The sequence below is a fragment of the Diaphorobacter sp. HDW4A genome, from assembly GCF_011305995.1.
Taxonomy (GTDB): domain Bacteria; phylum Pseudomonadota; class Gammaproteobacteria; order Burkholderiales; family Burkholderiaceae_C; genus Diaphorobacter_A.
This window is the reverse complement of record NZ_CP049910.1, coordinates 3,000,625-3,015,213: the sequence shown is the minus strand read 5'-3', so window position 1 is coordinate 3,015,213 and position 14,589 is coordinate 3,000,625. Positions and strand designations below refer to the sequence as shown.

The window sequence follows — 14,589 nt, the reverse complement described above, 5'->3', positions numbered from 1 at the left end:
CTGAGATGGGCGTTTGCTTTTACTACGAGGAAGCTCAATAAGGGACAAGCCGATGGCCGCTCAGGGTCGACTCGCGACCGTCACTGTCCGGCCAACAGCGGTCAGCCGCTTGGTTCACTTCAACAGCTGGTGCAGGCTGATTGCCGCCTCCGCACTTTAAAAAGCCTATGACCGCTGCTCTCAATAGCGGACGCTGATCTTCTATCTATTCAAGCGTCCGCTGTAGACCTCAAACCGTAAACTTGCTGCTTTGTTGCGCGTCAGACAATCTGAACAGCAACTCTCGTCAGCTGTGAACTGGTGGTGACGACTTGAAGCCTCCTCGAATCTTCGCGCCACTCATATCGGTCATTGGCTGGTTTGGATTCTTCGCCAGACACCCGTTATTCGCCCGAGATTTGGAGCAAGTGCGCCTGAAATAACTTGGGTAGTTAAGCATGCTTAAAAATATATCAAGACTTGATTGACAAAGTTGGCACATGCATAGCACCATGTGCTCATCGTCGCTAATGCCAGACTAGGTGGAGGCCCTTCGCTGAGGCCTGACCAGTTCAGCAATGCGTCATCAGGTAGGCACTATAGGTGGCCTCCAGCTTGTCATGCTCGACTCTGCTGATTAGTAGTAGCCAGGGGCGGAGGTCCTGTCGAATTTGAGAGCCTGATTCAGATCGAGGAATTGAGACTTATGCAGCTGAGTTGGGCCGGTGTTGATCCTTGGGTAGTCTCGTTAGGCTGTGGTCTGCTTATTGGTGTCGTGAGCGAGCGTCGCGACAGTGAACGAGAAAGCATGGCTGGAACTCGTACACACGCCATAGCAGCGCTGCTTGGCTGCACGGCTTGGTCGTTAGGTGTGCCGCCTTTTGTTGTGGTCCTTCTGCTAGTAGGTGCACTGACCGTCGCGGCTTACTGGCAGTCAGCCCCCAAAGACCCAGGTTTGACAAGTGAAGTGACCCTACTTTTCTCGGTAACTCTGGGAGGGATATCGCATAAGAGTGCCACCTTGACTGCAGCTCTGGGCATCCTTTGCGCTTTGCTTGTGTACTCCAAAGGCCCCATACAGCGCTGGAGTCGTGAGTTGCTAAGAGAGAATGAGTTGAGGAATGGCCTTTTGCTAGGCGCCGCAGCGTTGATCGTGATGCCACTTCTGCCACAAGCGCCTGTGGATCCATGGGGCGTATTGAGCCTCGCCGCCCTTTGGAAAGTTGTTGTGCTGTTCATGACCATAGGTATGCTTGGCCACATACTTACTAGAGTGCTCGGCCCGCACTGGGGGTTGCCCGTTACCGGATTTTTTTCTGGATTTGTGTCATCTACCGCTGCTATAGCGAGCCTTGGTCACCTAGCCAAGTCAGACGAACATCAGCTGGCGCAAGCATTTGGCTGCGCCATGTTGGCTCAGTTGGCCTCACTATGCCTGTTCATAGCAATTCTCTCGACAACATCCATAGCTCTGATGCTTTCTATGGCAATTCCTCTACTCATTGCGGCACTTTGCCTTGTGCTGGCTGCAGCCTCAGGATTGTTGAATCGACAAAAAACAGCCTCAAAAACGGAATTTGAATCGGAACGGGTATTTAAGCTTTCAAGTGCATTGCTGATTGCGGGCATCATCGCGCTGATGTTATTTCTCGCCGCTTGGCTACAGCATGTCTTTGGTAACACTGGTGTTTTGGTCGCAGCGGCATTCGCCGCTTTAGCCGAGCTGCATGCCGCTGCTGCTAGTTTAGGGCAGCTTTTTGCCTCGGGTAGTTTGCCATTGTCAACCGCTCAATGGGGGGTGGTTGTAATTCTTGCTTCCAGCGCAATGGCCAAATCGGTACTGGCGTTCTCCATTGGGGGAATCAAATATGGGGCACGAATCAGCTTGGGACTAGCCTCAATGGTGACAGGAGCAGGCCTGTCACTGCTATGGCTGGGCTGACGTGGACTGCCAATCTGCTATCGAAACCTAGATCTGATTCATTACGTAATAGATGTAATCCGTGAGAGCCTTGCAGGGCAATAAGGCACAGAATGCGAATCTGCACACTGCAGATTGCCACCACGAACCTTTTGCAAGGAAACGTCATGACTCAGATGATGAAAGCGGCTGTTTTTGTAGAGCCAGGTCGCATTGACGTTGTGGAAAAACCGATTCCAGATGTGGGCCCTAATGATGCTCTGATCAAGATCACAACAACAACGATCTGCGGGACCGACATTCACATTCTCAAAGGTGAATACCCTGTCGCCAAGGGGTTGACGATTGGGCATGAGCCCGTTGGCATCATCGTTAAGCTTGGCAATGCTGTTCAGGGTTACAAAGAAGGACAGCGCGTGATTGCGGGCGCCATTTGCCCTAACTTCAATAGCTACGCAGCCCAGGATGGTGCGTCCTCGCAGGATGGTAGCTATCTGGCAGCCAGTGGGCGCTGCGGGTGCCATGGATACAAGCTAACTGCCGGATGGCGCTTTGGTAACCTAATCGACGGGGCGCAGGCTGAGTACATTCTTGTACCTGATGCTCAAGGTAACTTGGCGCCGGTCCCAGATGGATTGACCGATGAACAAGTCCTGATGTGCCCGGACATCATGTCTACCGGATTCGCCGGTGCGGAGAATGCGAACATCAAGATAGGTGATGTCGTTGTCGTGTTCGCGCAAGGGCCAATCGGCTTGTGTGCCACTGCTGGCGCCAAGCTTCGTGGGGCAAGCATCATCATCGGTGTGGATGGCAATGAAGATCGACTTGCTGTAGCTAAAAAGCTTGGTGCCACTGTAACCTTGAACTTCAAAACTGAGGATGTAGTCGCTGAGGTGCTAAAAATTACGGGTGGCAAAGGGGCTGACAGCGCAATTGAAGCACTTGGCACACAAGGCACATTCGAGAGCGCATTGAGATGCATCCGCCCAGGAGGCACTGTATCGAGCTTAGGTGTTTACTCTGAAGATTTAAAGATTCCATTGAATGCTTTTGGGGCTGGATTGGGAGACCACCGTATCAATACAGCCTTATGCCCAGGTGGCAAAGAGCGCATGCGTCGTCTTATGTCCGTGATTGAAAGTGGCCGCATTGATCTCAGCCCGCTAGTCACCCATAAGTACAAGCTTGAAGACATCGTTGCTGCATACGACCTCTTTAGTCATCAACGTGATGGAGTTCTAAAAGTTGCCATTAAGAATTGATCTATGGATCATGTGCAATGCAATCACCCCAGGCAACTTGAAATACGCATGAGCAAGGCCCAAGATAAAAGGATGGATCAAGAGCGGATTTAAAGCATTTTTTGTTTGATCCACGCTGGATCGACTACAAGTGACATGTTGTGATCTGCCTTGGCACCATCATTAATTCCTGAAACTTCCATTGGCTTTAGTCTATGCAAATTACCTTTCATGGCGCAGCGCAACAAGTGACAGGATCCTGTTTTCTTATAGAAGCTGAAGGCTGCCGCTTCCTCGTGGATTGCGGCATGGTTCAAGGCAGTCGCATGGCCAAGGAGCGCAATTACAAGCCATTTGCATTTGACCCCAAGCTAATCGACTTCGTGTTGCTCACACATGCGCACATAGACCACAGTGGCCTGCTACCTCGGCTGAGCATGCATGGCTTTGTCGGGCCGATATTTACGACGCCAGCCACCTTTGATCTTCTGGACGTCTTGTTAAAAGACAGTGCGCACATCCAAGAGATGGAATCTGAGCGCAACGAAAAACGGGCGACCAAAGGTAAGAACCAGGTGCATCGTCGCGAAGTGCACCCGCCGCTTTATACGCTGCGCGATGTAAACCATTGCATGCGCCAGTTACGGACCATCTCCTACGATATTGAATTTTCACCACATGCTTCTGTAAAGGCTTGCTTTCGCGATGCAGGACATATCCTGGGTTCAGCAATTATTGAAATTTGGTTAACGGACTCGTTGGGGAAAATATGCAAGCTCGTCGCCAGCGGTGATCTGGGCCAGCCAGGACGCGTCATCCTGCGTGACCCCACCTTCAATGAAGAGGCCGATGTGCTGCTGATAGAGTCCACATACGGAGATCGCATGCACAAAGACATGCCTTCCACGCTTGATGAACTGGTTGGGGTGATCAAAAACACTTTAGTCAAAGGCAATGTTGTTATTCCAGCGTTTGCTGTTGGCCGCACGCAAGAACTGCTCTATCACCTTCTGCTTCTTTCAACGCAGGGTAGGTTAGGCCCTTTAGATGTATATATAGATTCGCCCATGGCCGTTGCTGCCACAGAGATCACCCTCAAACATTTCGCGCTGTTTGATGACGATGCACGCGAACTGCTCTCGCAAGCCAAGCAGTTGCGGCTGCAGTTTCGCCTTCACTTCGTAAGTGATGTTAAGGACTCCATAGAGCTTCTTCTAATTAGATCTGGTGCGGTGATCATCTCTGCTAGCGGCATGTGCGACGCGGGCCGGGTGATCCGCCATCTGCACGAAAATCTGGGACGCCGAGATTGCGCTGTAGTTATTGCAGGGTTCCAGGCTGAGGGAACGCTGGGTAGACGCTTAGTCGATGGTGAAAAGCATGTTCGCCTTTTGGGTGACGATATCGAAGTTCAGGCTTCTATACATACTCTTGGCGCATTTTCGGCACATGCCGATCAGAAAGCGCTTATCGACTGGGCACATGCTTTCAAGCGCCATCCTCGCAAGGTTTTTGTGGTGCATGGAGAGAATCCTGCATCCCAGGCCTTAGCGGTGCTTCTGCGACAGCAGCAAGCTTGGGAGCAGTGTGACGTTATTGTTCCTCAAGAAGGAGCAACCTATAAATTTTGAAATCAATGTTGGGTAATGGTTTATCGCTCATGGGTTTTTCGCGTAAATGTTAATTCTCGGCTACCTACAAGTATTTTTCCTCTGAGCGGCTCTCGGCAGGAGCACTCAATGGTATCTGTAGAGCTGCTCATATGCACTAGAGAAGTGATAGAGACTTTGCTTAGTGCCATATGCAGCGAGCTAAGTGTGCACTAACGAATGTTGCCATAAGCATCCATTGGCTTCAAAAAGGAGATCCTATGTATCAGAGAATTCTTGTTCCTATTGATGGAAGCGACACAGCTAAATTGGGATTGGAAGAATCAGTTCGGCTCGCAAAGTCGACAGGGGGAAGATTACGATTGATTCATGTTGTTGACGATCTTTCTCTCGCCCTTGCGATGGATGCCTATTCAGGTCATGCTGGAGACTGGTTAAATGAACTGCGTATGGACGGTGCACGCATTCTTCAGGAAGCTGCTGATGTGGCACTTAAAGCTGGTGTTATGGTCGACACAAAATTAAAAGAGGAATTTAAAGGTGCCGTATATGAGATTGTTCTCGCCGAAGCGCAAGGATGGCGAGCTGATTTGATCGTCCTGGGTACACACGGAAGGCGTGGATTCGGGCGTGTCGTTCTAGGTAGTAGCGCGGAGAGCATTCTTCGACATTCACCGATTCCCGTTTTGTTAGTTCGCTCTCCGCAGAGTCTTTCTGCATGAAGTAAATTCAGATTCGCAGCAGGTGGCTTTGTTTGGTGAGTGAGCGACATCTTAAATTGAATCTGCCTGCTGTTAATACCTGCAAGTATTTTGGGTAGCCATCGGAATCTCCGGACAGGGTCTATCGCTTATCTTCCAGATAGGCATAGGACTGTGCGTATAACTAGACATACAGAGACGATAGAGAGACCAGCACAGGCGGAGCTGGTAGGCCGCTGAGAAGGCGGCCTTGGTTCGCAAGACGTACGAGCCAAGCATGTTTTATCAAATGCTAGTCCAAGTTGCAGATGTCGAATAACTTGGCACCTAAATGGGGCGAGCATGTCCGCCTGAGGCTACATGCTCTAGACGATAACGAGGTTCATAGTCCGCGTCCACAAGTCGATATGGCACGCAGCATTCGCTTTAAGCGGATTCTTGGCAGAGTAGAGCTTCTGTGACCAAAGTTAATGCCTTCTTTTGCCCTAATCCCAATTATCTGCTTCGGATCGGGAGCGTGAGCCAATTTTCGATAGAAGCGGTCATCAGAAGGCTGCGTACCCTATCAACGGGTCAGAACGTCGCAAACGGCTGCTGCGATCTTCAGACCAGCCGCTCGACCGATCTGGGGCCGAGCAAGTCGATGACGGCTTGTTACCAGAAAGCGTGAGTTCGACCCTGGCAGACGAAGGACCGGACACGCTGCAATGCAGACCTTGGTCGATAGCAGGCGAACGACTGCAACGGGTCGACTCGCGACGGTCATTGTCGGCCGAAGCAGTCGCTGAGGTCTACGGTCTAAAGCGTGTCTCAGCCGAATCTGTTATACCTGCACGTTCATGCAGCGCATTGCCGTAAAGCATTGACTATGAAAGACATTTAGGTGTTTTACCGCCAACGTTATCCCGCTGGCGGTCAACAAAGTCCGCAGAAGTGCGGGATACATCAAAGTTAGCCCTCAATCATGGACGGCGTGATTCTCTTCGTCGCGGGACAGAGCTACGGTCAAGTGGAGGAAGCGATGCGCCCCTACGGCTTTCGCAGTGGCAACGTGTCAGATGGCACTCGAACGTTCTTCTTCCGGCGCTATCCAGAGTGGGGATCGGAAATTGAGCCGGGAGAAGACGCCGAGTTGGAGAGACGCTTGGGTGGCGCTGTAACTGCAGCCTTTGTTGTGGAATCGCGGCATGGCGGCAATGCACGCTTTGCGCTGGAAGCGCTAGCTTGCGTCATGGAGACTATGCATCGCTCCGCGGTCGAAGACCATCTCGGCGGCTTGTGGTGCCCCGAGCAGATCGCCGTTCACGCCCTCGTTGCGGATCACGATGTCTTTTCATTGCCGCAGCGGGCTAACCCTGCGGTCCAGCGGAAAGCTACGCCGCCCACTGACCTTTGACGTTAGGTTGAGTGGCCGGTTGTGTGCGGTCAGTGCAGAGATCGGAATGTCGTGGATGGGTCAAGAATCAAATGATAGCCTGCGGTGGCCTGCCGGTGCGGGTCAGGTTGAGCGACAAATTAGACATAGTCATGAGGTCTGTTTCTCAAGCGGATGGTGCGCAATGGCCAAAACAGCAGCGCGAACGCTAGAGAGATCAGCGTATCCCCGATCAGAAACGTGAACCTTGGAAAATACTCGTAGCTGTAGATGATGCAAGGTACCGCGCACACGAGCGCCAAAACAACCACTAGGCTGAAGCTCAGCCTGAGTTGTGCACCGCACAGATCGCACGCGAAGTCGATGTGAGTACTCCGCCCTTCAATCTTAGGGGCAGCAACTTTGCCACGACAGTGAGGACAGGTGATCGCCATGCCTAACGTAATGTACCTTACAATTTTTGTGGAAAAAACTCGGCGGTGCGGGGTATTTTGGCCACACATTTCTCCTAAATATGGCTCGCAGACTAGCTTGGCGTCTGATCCTCTATTCAAAAATACAGACAAAAGAAATTGATGAATCCCGGCAGGCTTTTTGACCAAGTCCGCCAGTGCTCACTGTGCATTCACTATAGATTTTATGCTGGGAAGGTTTATTTGTACTGGCTTCGCTTTTCATCTGCTGGTCTGCTTGTTCAAGAGGATGATAGACCGCTTTGCTGTTGAAGGATGCATGTCTCTTGTGGGGCGGGAGTTCCTATTCGCTAGCGGACTGGGTCCACGTTCCTTTGTGCGATCAGAAGTTCTGCAGGATCTCCGATGAGCGCCCGCTATGGATGGTGTTCAAAACTCTGCCGCTGGCGCTGTCTGAAGTACGGCGCCGCGCCTGACAATACGCTCATGAAGCAACAAGACCTCGGCCTGAATCTGAGCAAGCGACGCACGCGCAAAGCGGTATTCTTGGACGAGATGAACCTGGTGGTGCCGTGGTCTGAGTTGCTGGCATTGATTGCTCCGCGCGCACCGCGAGCCAAAACCGGCAGACCTCCGTTCGAGTTGGAGACCATGCTGCGCATTCACTTCGTCCAGCAGTGGTTCGGCCTGTCCGACCTGGCGATGGAAGAAGCCCTCTTCGAGACCGCGCTGTACCGGGAGTTTGTGGGTCTGTCCAGCGTCGAACGTATTCCCGACCGGGTCAGCATCCTGCGCTTTCGCCATCTGCTCGAAGAGCACCAGTTGGCCCAACGCATCCTGGCTACCGTCAACGCCACGCTCACCGACAAAGGTCTGATGCTGCGCGAAGGCACGGTGGTCGATGCCACCCTGATTGCCGCGCCCAGTTCGACCAAGAACAAGGGTGGTGAACGCGACCCCGAGATGCACCAGACCAAGAAGGGGAATCAGTGGCATTTTGGGATGAAAGCCCACATCGGCGTGGATGCCGATTCCGGCCTGGTTCATACCGTGGTGGGCACGGCTGCCAACGTCAACGACGTGACTCAGGCCAGCAAGCTGGTCCATGGTGACGAAGCCGATGTGTTTGCCGATGCGGGTTACCAGGGCGTGGCCAAGCGCGAAGAGACGCAAGACATCACTGCCCAGTGGCATGTGGCCATGCGCCCTGGCAAGCGCCGTGCGCTGGACAAGAGCACGCCCATGGGCGCCATCCTGGACAAGCTGGAGCAGGTCAAGGCACGTATCCGGGCCAAAGTGGAGCACCCATTTCGCGTCATCAAACGGCAGTTCGGCTACACCAAGGTCAAGTACCGTGGCCTGGCCAAAAACACGGCCAACCTGGTAACGCTGTTTGCGCTGAGCAATCTGTGGATGGCGCGGCGCAAGCTTTTGCAGGGTCTGCATGGATGAGTGCGTCCACAACCGACCAAAGGGCCAGCGGCAAGGGTGAAATGCCCCTTATTTGCAGCCCAAAAAACGCCGAATTCGTCATCATGTGGAATATATCGACTCAGTGGCCACCGCCACGGGTGTTTTGAACACCATCCCTATCGGCATCCGCAGTCATCGAGCTCCCAAAGCTGGATGGCCGCTCTCAGCCTGAAGTTGCAGTCGGTCTTTGCGATTCCAACTATTTTCAATCATATATCCCTGACGTGATGCGAGAGCTGTTTGCTTTGTAGCAACACATTTTGCATTCATTTTTCTCATATACCTGCGCCCCTGGCTTTCGAGCCCGGGGCGCTTTTCTTTACGTCAGGAGTTTCTATGCCTATCCAATGTCCCCATTGCCATTCTCTGAACGTGCGTCCAAAGGGCACGGCCAAGGAATTAGGCCAACGTGTCGGCTCAGCTGCAGGCACTGCAACTGGTATCGCCGGTGCCATGCAAGGCGCAACCACCGGAGCCACCGTGGGCTTGGCCGCAGGCCCCGTCGGTGGTGCTCTCGGTTCCTTGCTCGGCGCCATCATCGGCGGCGTTGTTGGCGGAACCGTCGGCCACGAAGTCGGCGGCCGCATCGGCGAGCAAATCGACCAGACCTATTTCGACAACTACGAATGCCAGAACTGCGGCAATTCGTTCAAGGCTTGATCTAAGGAGAACATCCCATGTCCCATCTCGTCGAAACCATGGCCTACGCAGGCCAAGCGCCCTGGCATCAATTGGGCAATAACCTTCCTCGTAAACAGTCCCTCGATGTGTGGGCACAGGCCGCTGGCATGCAGTGGCAGATTCTCGAAACCCCGGTGCGCTATCTTGCGGATGGAGGTGTCGGGGCCACTTCCCCCATGTACGCAGAACCCATGGAGTTTCCTGATCAGAAAGTGCTGTATCGCAGTGATTCCAAGGCTCCTCTGTCAGTGGTCAGCAACCGCTATCAGGTGGTCCAGCCCCGGGATGTGCTGGAGTTCTATCGGGATCTTACCGAAGTGGCTGGCTACGAGCTGGAGACCGCAGGCGTACTCAAGGCGGGCCGAAAATTCTGGGCTTTGGCACGCACCGGTAAATCAGCAGCGCTCAAAGGCGATGACCTTGTCCATGGCTATTTGCTGCTGGCGACGTCATGCGACGGAACCCTTGCCACAGTTGCTATGCCGACGACCGTACGGGTAGTCTGCAACAACACTTTGGCCATTGCCTTGCAGGGTGCATCAAATGCCGTACGAGTACCTCACTCCACAAACTTCGATGCCAAGGCGGTCAAGCGTCAACTGGGCATTGCGGTGGGACAGTGGGATTCGTTCATGTACCAGATGCGTACTTTGGCCGAGCGCAAGGTCAAGAGCCACGAAGCCATGAACTTCTTCCTGAAGGTGCTCTGCGCATCAGACAAACCAGGATCCAGCGGAGCAGTGCAGTCCACGGGCCTGACCAATGAACGGGCCTTGCAAAAGGCCCAGATGCTCTTTGACGGTCATGGACGCGGTGCCACCCTGTCAGCAGCCCAAGGAACGGCCTGGGGCTTGCTGTGTTCCATTACCGAATATGTGGATCACGAGCGCAGAGCCCGCAGCCAGGACAACCGGTTGGACAGTGCCTGGTTCGGCGTGGGTGCCGCCATCAAGCAGCGTGCACTGGAGCACGCCTTGCAACTGGTGGCTTGAGCTCCAGTCTGCAGCGCCGTCTATGGCGCACTTTCAGCGCGCGCCCTTCAATACCACTCAGCGCCGTATTCACACCTGAAGCCCTCGCCATTGCTGCGAGGGCTTTGTCTTAGGGTTTTGGGGAGGGGCGTTTGCCTACGTTTATCTATTTCTTTCTCTATTTTCACGGGAGGCATCATGCCGACAACTGCTTCTACACATATACCGACCTCACAGGCCAGACGTCCTGCGCTGCGTCTGGTCTCCACCCGCGATATGCCGCGCGAGACCTGGCTGGATGTACGGCGCCAAGGTATCGGCAGCTCCGATGCTGCGGCGGCCGTAGGGCTCAATCCCTACCAGTCCCCGCTGGAGCTGTGGATGCACAAGACCGGCAAGGCTGATCTCCTGCCTGTCATCGATCCACACGATGAAACCAGCCCCATGTACTGGGGCACCCTGCTCGAGCCCATTGTGGCGGCCCACTACACCAAGCGCACAGGCAACCGGGTGCGACGCGTGAATGCCGTGTTGGGCCATCCCCAGATCCCCTGGATGCTGGCCAATATCGACCGGGAAGTTGTGGGTGCGTCCGATGTGCAAATCCTGGAATGCAAAACTGCAGGCATCAACGGCGCCAAACTGTGGAAGGAGGGCGTTCCGGAATACATCCAGCTGCAAGTCATGCACCAATTGGCGGTGACCGGAAAACAAGCAGCCGATGTGGCCGTGCTGATCTGCGGTCAGGAACTGCAGATTCACCGCATCGAGCGTGACGAGACCATGATCACCCAGTTGATTGCCTTGGAGGCGCAATTTTGGGAAATGGTCCAGACCGGGCAAGCCCCTGCTGCGGATGCCTCTGACAGCAGTGCTTTGGCCTTGCGCAGCTTGTATCCACAGGACAGCGGAGATACGGTTGACCTGTCCGAGGATGAACCGTCCTGCGGGGCATTCGCTCAACTGGTGCATGTGCGCAAACTCCTGCAGGACTGGGAGGCACAAGAAGCACTGCTCAAGCATCAGATCCAGCAACGTATGGGATCGGCATCACATGCCACCTTCACCCATGGCGCGGTGAGCTGGAAACGCTCCAAAGACGGCAAAGCCTTCAATGCGGCGTTGTTCGAGAAGGAGCATCCGGCACTGGCCAAGACCTACACCATCGCCAAACCTGGCTCCCGCCGTTTCTTGCTGCAGGAGACTTGCTGAGCATTCGATTCAGCCCAAAACATGGGCATTCAAAAAGCCGCCAACCAAAAAACTAATCAATTCACCAACCAGCCCCTTGGCCCTTCAGTGGAGCAAGGGGCCTTTTTATGTCTGGAGAAATACATGATCAAAGGCCTGATGATGACGCCCCCGGTAGTGGGGCGCATATCCATTGGCAAAGTCGTGGAACGCAACGGCAAGCGATTGCCGGAGAAAGACGATGAATTCACCATCACCACGCAGGTACAAAGTCGCAAGGGCTGGATCCTTCATCCGATGGATGCCATCCTTCGCACCGAGATTGCTGATCGTGCACTGATGAGTACCGGCGTGGAGGTCACTGAGCTCCCAACGCTTCCGCCAGAGTTTGAAGGAGGCACAAAACCTACTTTGCAGGACAAGCTTGCAACGCGCGCCAAGCGTGTGCAGGCAACCCAGTCACTTCAGTCCAGCAAGAGTGCCCGAGGGCCTTTGACGCAAGAGACGGCATTGACCGAGCCCCTCAGCGCGCCGATAGGCCATGCGCAACCGGCCAAGCCCAAGCTTCGCAGCATTCCCATCCGGGTACTGTTCAATGATCCTGCCCTGAATCTTCGGGCCAACTACACCCTGTTCGACCGGTCAACCGCTCGTCCGATTTGCGTCGGAGACGGACAGGCCTGCAAGCGGGTGACAGCCAAGGGTATCGAAACAGCCCTCTGCGAAGGCCCCGACCTGTGTGCTCTTGCCATCGAAGGTGGTTGCAAGCCGTTTGGTCGCTTCCATCTGCGCATTGATCATCTGGGCAACCAGGCCGATGCCATGAGTACCTTCGTGCTGCGCACCACGGGTATCAACTCCCTGCGTACCCTGATGACCCGCATGCAGTACCTGCAAGCCGCCAGTGGCGGGTTATTGGCCTATCTGCCACTCGAACTACGCCTTCGTGCGAAATCCACGGCAATGTCACACCGGACACCGATCTATTATGCGGATCTAGGACTTCGTGACGGCCTGCCGCTCGATGTGGCCATCAGCCAAGCCGCACAAGCGGCGCAGGACGCCCACAAGATCGGACAGGATCAGCAGGCTTTGGACCAAGCGGCCAGAGAAGGCTACGCGCTCGGACTGTTTGAGGAGCTGGAGCAAGAGGCAACCGACATCATCCAGGAGTTTTATCCACCCGCAGTGCAAGCCGCAAGTCAAGGCGTAGGACAGGGCGCAGAGCAGGACGCAGGGGAGGGAACGTATGCGCAAGGCACGCGTCCATTTCGGAGTGTGGGAGGTCACCGGCATGGCTGAAATTGCGGGCAAGGCATTCGGACTCGCCCATCGCTACATGCAAGGCATACGTTTTGATGGAGTGTGGGAGTACCAGGTGGTCGCAGCATCGGGACGCAAGCGCTGGCAGAGCTTACCGCCGGATTCGGAACACGCCCAGCGAACTGATTCGGAGGATCATCTGGAGAGTTTGGCATGGTGCCTAAGGCGATGCACAGCAGTGATGACAAAGCGGCCCATGGGCTCCATCGCTGTTCAACTCCAGCTTGCAGAGCAGGCGATCAACAGTGTCGTATGGGAAGCGCTATTCCCTGCGTGTGAGATCCGACATTCCAATGCCATCGTGAAGGCTTCGATGAACTGTTTGGCGCGAGTGCTGGAGCGCGGCGGATGTGCATTGCTGAAGCTGGCATTGCATCGGGCACAACGTCGCGATTCTGAGCCCGCTGGATGCTGGGTTTGGGTCGTGGGGGTAGAGGTACAGAAGCTGCCTGAACCGGAAGACCGACATTGGATCATCTCAGACGAGATGGTCAGGGCTGCACTGGTCGTCAGTCACAGTTGGGCAGCCCCGTGGGGCAGTGGGTTCGGCGCGCGAGTGTCTTGGGATGCAGTTGGGCGGTGCATACTTTGCTCGGTGGACGGAGAACGGCTTCAGGGACGTTGTGCTGATATCGTGGTGATTGAGCCGAAACGAGCCTAAGGGCCGGATGAGAGAAGCGAATGAATGAATCCGGCGATTGCTGGGTTCATTCCTATCGCCTTCTTTTTTTGTTTTAAAAAGCATTGGCCGAAGCACAAAAAACCGTGGGCTTAAATTTGTCCCGCTGTACGCGGAACTTTGCCAAAAGCGTCTTCTTGAGATCAATCTGGGTTAGCGATTTGGGCTGAATGGCAATGGCGGTTGGATTCGTGTGCACGACGCAAATCCTCCGTGCACGGGTCTCGATCTGATCACTTGCCGGTGTGCCAAAACTGGCGAGGAAATTCACTTTCAAAATCCACCCCGTAGGGGGGGTGTGAGAAGGAGGATGTGGATTTAAGGTTCCGATACATGACCTACTCGCCTTCGGCTAGTTTTGATCGAACTTTCTCTGGCTACTGATGGACGTACTAGAGGCCAGAGTGAGGTGGCTTGATTAATGTCCATGCCTTTACATCCAGCGCTTGCGCTATGCGTTCAATGTTTGCCAGCGACACATTCCAGCGGGACCGCTCTACAGCCGACACGTAGGTTCGGTCCAAATCGCACTCCAGCGCCAGGCGCTCCTGCGACCAGCCTTTCTCGACTCGTTTGAGACGCACCCAGTACGCAAACACATCGCGCAGGTTGTCCGGGTCGGGAAGATGAGTGGGAGGAGTGGGTTTGGCAGACACCCCTCAAGCATCCGTTTCTGATACATTTGCATCTACGGAGTTTGCTTCACATATCGATGCAGGATGAATCCCAATTTGGCATCAGCCTGGCATCTCCCTGTACCGGATACCAAGAAAAGGAGTGCGTGCATGCGCTTGGAGCGTCTGTTGCCTTGGGTGTTGATGCCCAACATCGCCATGGCAGGCGGAGGAGAGCAGGAGCCGCAAACATAGAAAGCAAGCCGTCTGTACACTTTTCCATGTCGTTATAGGCCATGGTATGGACCATCAAGAAATGACCGCGTGGCGACTCGATTTCGGGCCTTGTCGGTCATTTCTGCGAATGGGTGGATTCGAGGTGAGTGCCATATGCCAAAACCCGACGATTCCCGG

At 54.4% G+C, this 14,589-nt stretch carries 12 protein-coding genes; 11 read left to right on the top strand and 1 reads right to left on the bottom strand.

What is annotated here, in order from left to right:
• Positions 1-685: 685 nt before the first annotated feature.
• The 11 genes from G7047_RS13700 (at position 686) to G7047_RS13650 (ending at position 13,543) form a co-directional block, all read left to right on the top strand.
• A complete protein-coding gene (locus tag G7047_RS13700) occupies positions 686-1,921 on the top strand; it encodes a DUF4010 domain-containing protein (protein WP_166306284.1) in 1,236 nt (411 codons plus the stop codon).
• 146 nt (positions 1,922-2,067) lie between these two features.
• Complete coding sequence (locus G7047_RS13695) at positions 2,068-3,165, top strand: NAD(P)-dependent alcohol dehydrogenase (protein WP_099737556.1); 1,098 nt, start codon at positions 2,068-2,070, stop codon at positions 3,163-3,165.
• Positions 3,166-3,359: 194 nt separating this feature from the next.
• Positions 3,360-4,775 (top strand): MBL fold metallo-hydrolase RNA specificity domain-containing protein, encoded by a 1,416-nt coding sequence (locus tag G7047_RS13690; RefSeq protein ID WP_166306281.1) that lies wholly within the window; start codon positions 3,360-3,362, stop codon positions 4,773-4,775.
• Between the two features lie 239 nt (positions 4,776-5,014).
• The gene (locus tag G7047_RS13685; RefSeq protein WP_166306278.1) at positions 5,015-5,476 is read left to right on the top strand and encodes a universal stress protein; all 462 of its coding nucleotides are present in this window, start codon (positions 5,015-5,017) and stop codon (positions 5,474-5,476) included.
• A gap of 943 nt (positions 5,477-6,419) precedes the next feature.
• Positions 6,420-6,851, top strand: coding sequence for a hypothetical protein (locus G7047_RS13680; RefSeq protein ID WP_166306275.1), 432 nt, complete (start codon positions 6,420-6,422; stop codon positions 6,849-6,851).
• Between the two features lie 878 nt (positions 6,852-7,729).
• Positions 7,730-8,695 (top strand): IS5 family transposase, encoded by a 966-nt coding sequence (locus tag G7047_RS13675; protein ID WP_129324623.1) that lies wholly within the window; start codon positions 7,730-7,732, stop codon positions 8,693-8,695.
• Between the two features lie 357 nt (positions 8,696-9,052).
• On the top strand, positions 9,053-9,376 hold the full coding sequence (locus G7047_RS13670; RefSeq protein WP_240939484.1) for a hypothetical protein: 324 nt from the start codon (positions 9,053-9,055) through the stop codon (positions 9,374-9,376).
• Positions 9,377-9,393: 17 nt separating this feature from the next.
• Entirely contained in the window at positions 9,394-10,389 is a 996-nt protein-coding gene (locus tag G7047_RS13665) for a DUF932 domain-containing protein (RefSeq protein ID WP_166306272.1), read from the top strand.
• Positions 10,390-10,566: 177 nt separating this feature from the next.
• Positions 10,567-11,580 (top strand): YqaJ viral recombinase family protein, encoded by a 1,014-nt coding sequence (locus tag G7047_RS13660; RefSeq protein WP_166306269.1) that lies wholly within the window; start codon positions 10,567-10,569, stop codon positions 11,578-11,580.
• Positions 11,581-11,703: 123 nt separating this feature from the next.
• Complete coding sequence (locus G7047_RS31115; RefSeq protein WP_240939552.1) at positions 11,704-12,861, top strand: phage capsid protein; 1,158 nt, start codon at positions 11,704-11,706, stop codon at positions 12,859-12,861.
• Complete coding sequence (locus G7047_RS13650) at positions 12,854-13,543, top strand: hypothetical protein (RefSeq protein ID WP_166306266.1); 690 nt, start codon at positions 12,854-12,856, stop codon at positions 13,541-13,543. The genes G7047_RS31115 and G7047_RS13650 overlap by 8 nt, the downstream gene beginning before the upstream one ends.
• A 410-nt stretch (positions 13,544-13,953) precedes the next feature.
• Here G7047_RS13650 and G7047_RS13645 read toward each other — a convergent pair whose 3' ends face one another.
• The gene (locus G7047_RS13645; RefSeq protein ID WP_371813891.1) at positions 13,954-14,145 is read right to left on the bottom strand and encodes a helix-turn-helix domain-containing protein; all 192 of its coding nucleotides are present in this window, start codon (positions 14,143-14,145) and stop codon (positions 13,954-13,956) included.
• Between the last annotated feature and the right edge of the window lie 444 nt (positions 14,146-14,589).

Bases quoted from the DNA above. Each gene is read 5' to 3' on its own strand.
- G7047_RS13700 (WP_166306284.1), top strand. From the start codon at position 686: ATGCAGCTGAGTTGGGCCGGTGTTGATCCTTGGGTAGTCTCGTTAGGC.
- G7047_RS13695 (WP_099737556.1), top strand. From the start codon at position 2,068: ATGACTCAGATGATGAAAGCGGCTGTTTTTGTAGAGCCAGGTCGCATT.
- G7047_RS13690 (WP_166306281.1), top strand. From the start codon at position 3,360: ATGCAAATTACCTTTCATGGCGCAGCGCAACAAGTGACAGGATCCTGT.
- G7047_RS13685 (WP_166306278.1), top strand. From the start codon at position 5,015: ATGTATCAGAGAATTCTTGTTCCTATTGATGGAAGCGACACAGCTAAA.
- G7047_RS13680 (WP_166306275.1), top strand. From the start codon at position 6,420: ATGGACGGCGTGATTCTCTTCGTCGCGGGACAGAGCTACGGTCAAGTG.
- G7047_RS13675 (WP_129324623.1), top strand. From the start codon at position 7,730: ATGAAGCAACAAGACCTCGGCCTGAATCTGAGCAAGCGACGCACGCGC.
- G7047_RS13670 (WP_240939484.1), top strand. From the start codon at position 9,053: ATGCCTATCCAATGTCCCCATTGCCATTCTCTGAACGTGCGTCCAAAG.
- G7047_RS13665 (WP_166306272.1), top strand. From the start codon at position 9,394: ATGTCCCATCTCGTCGAAACCATGGCCTACGCAGGCCAAGCGCCCTGG.
- G7047_RS13660 (WP_166306269.1), top strand. From the start codon at position 10,567: ATGCCGACAACTGCTTCTACACATATACCGACCTCACAGGCCAGACGT.
- G7047_RS31115 (WP_240939552.1), top strand. From the start codon at position 11,704: ATGATCAAAGGCCTGATGATGACGCCCCCGGTAGTGGGGCGCATATCC.
- G7047_RS13650 (WP_166306266.1), top strand. From the start codon at position 12,854: ATGGCTGAAATTGCGGGCAAGGCATTCGGACTCGCCCATCGCTACATG.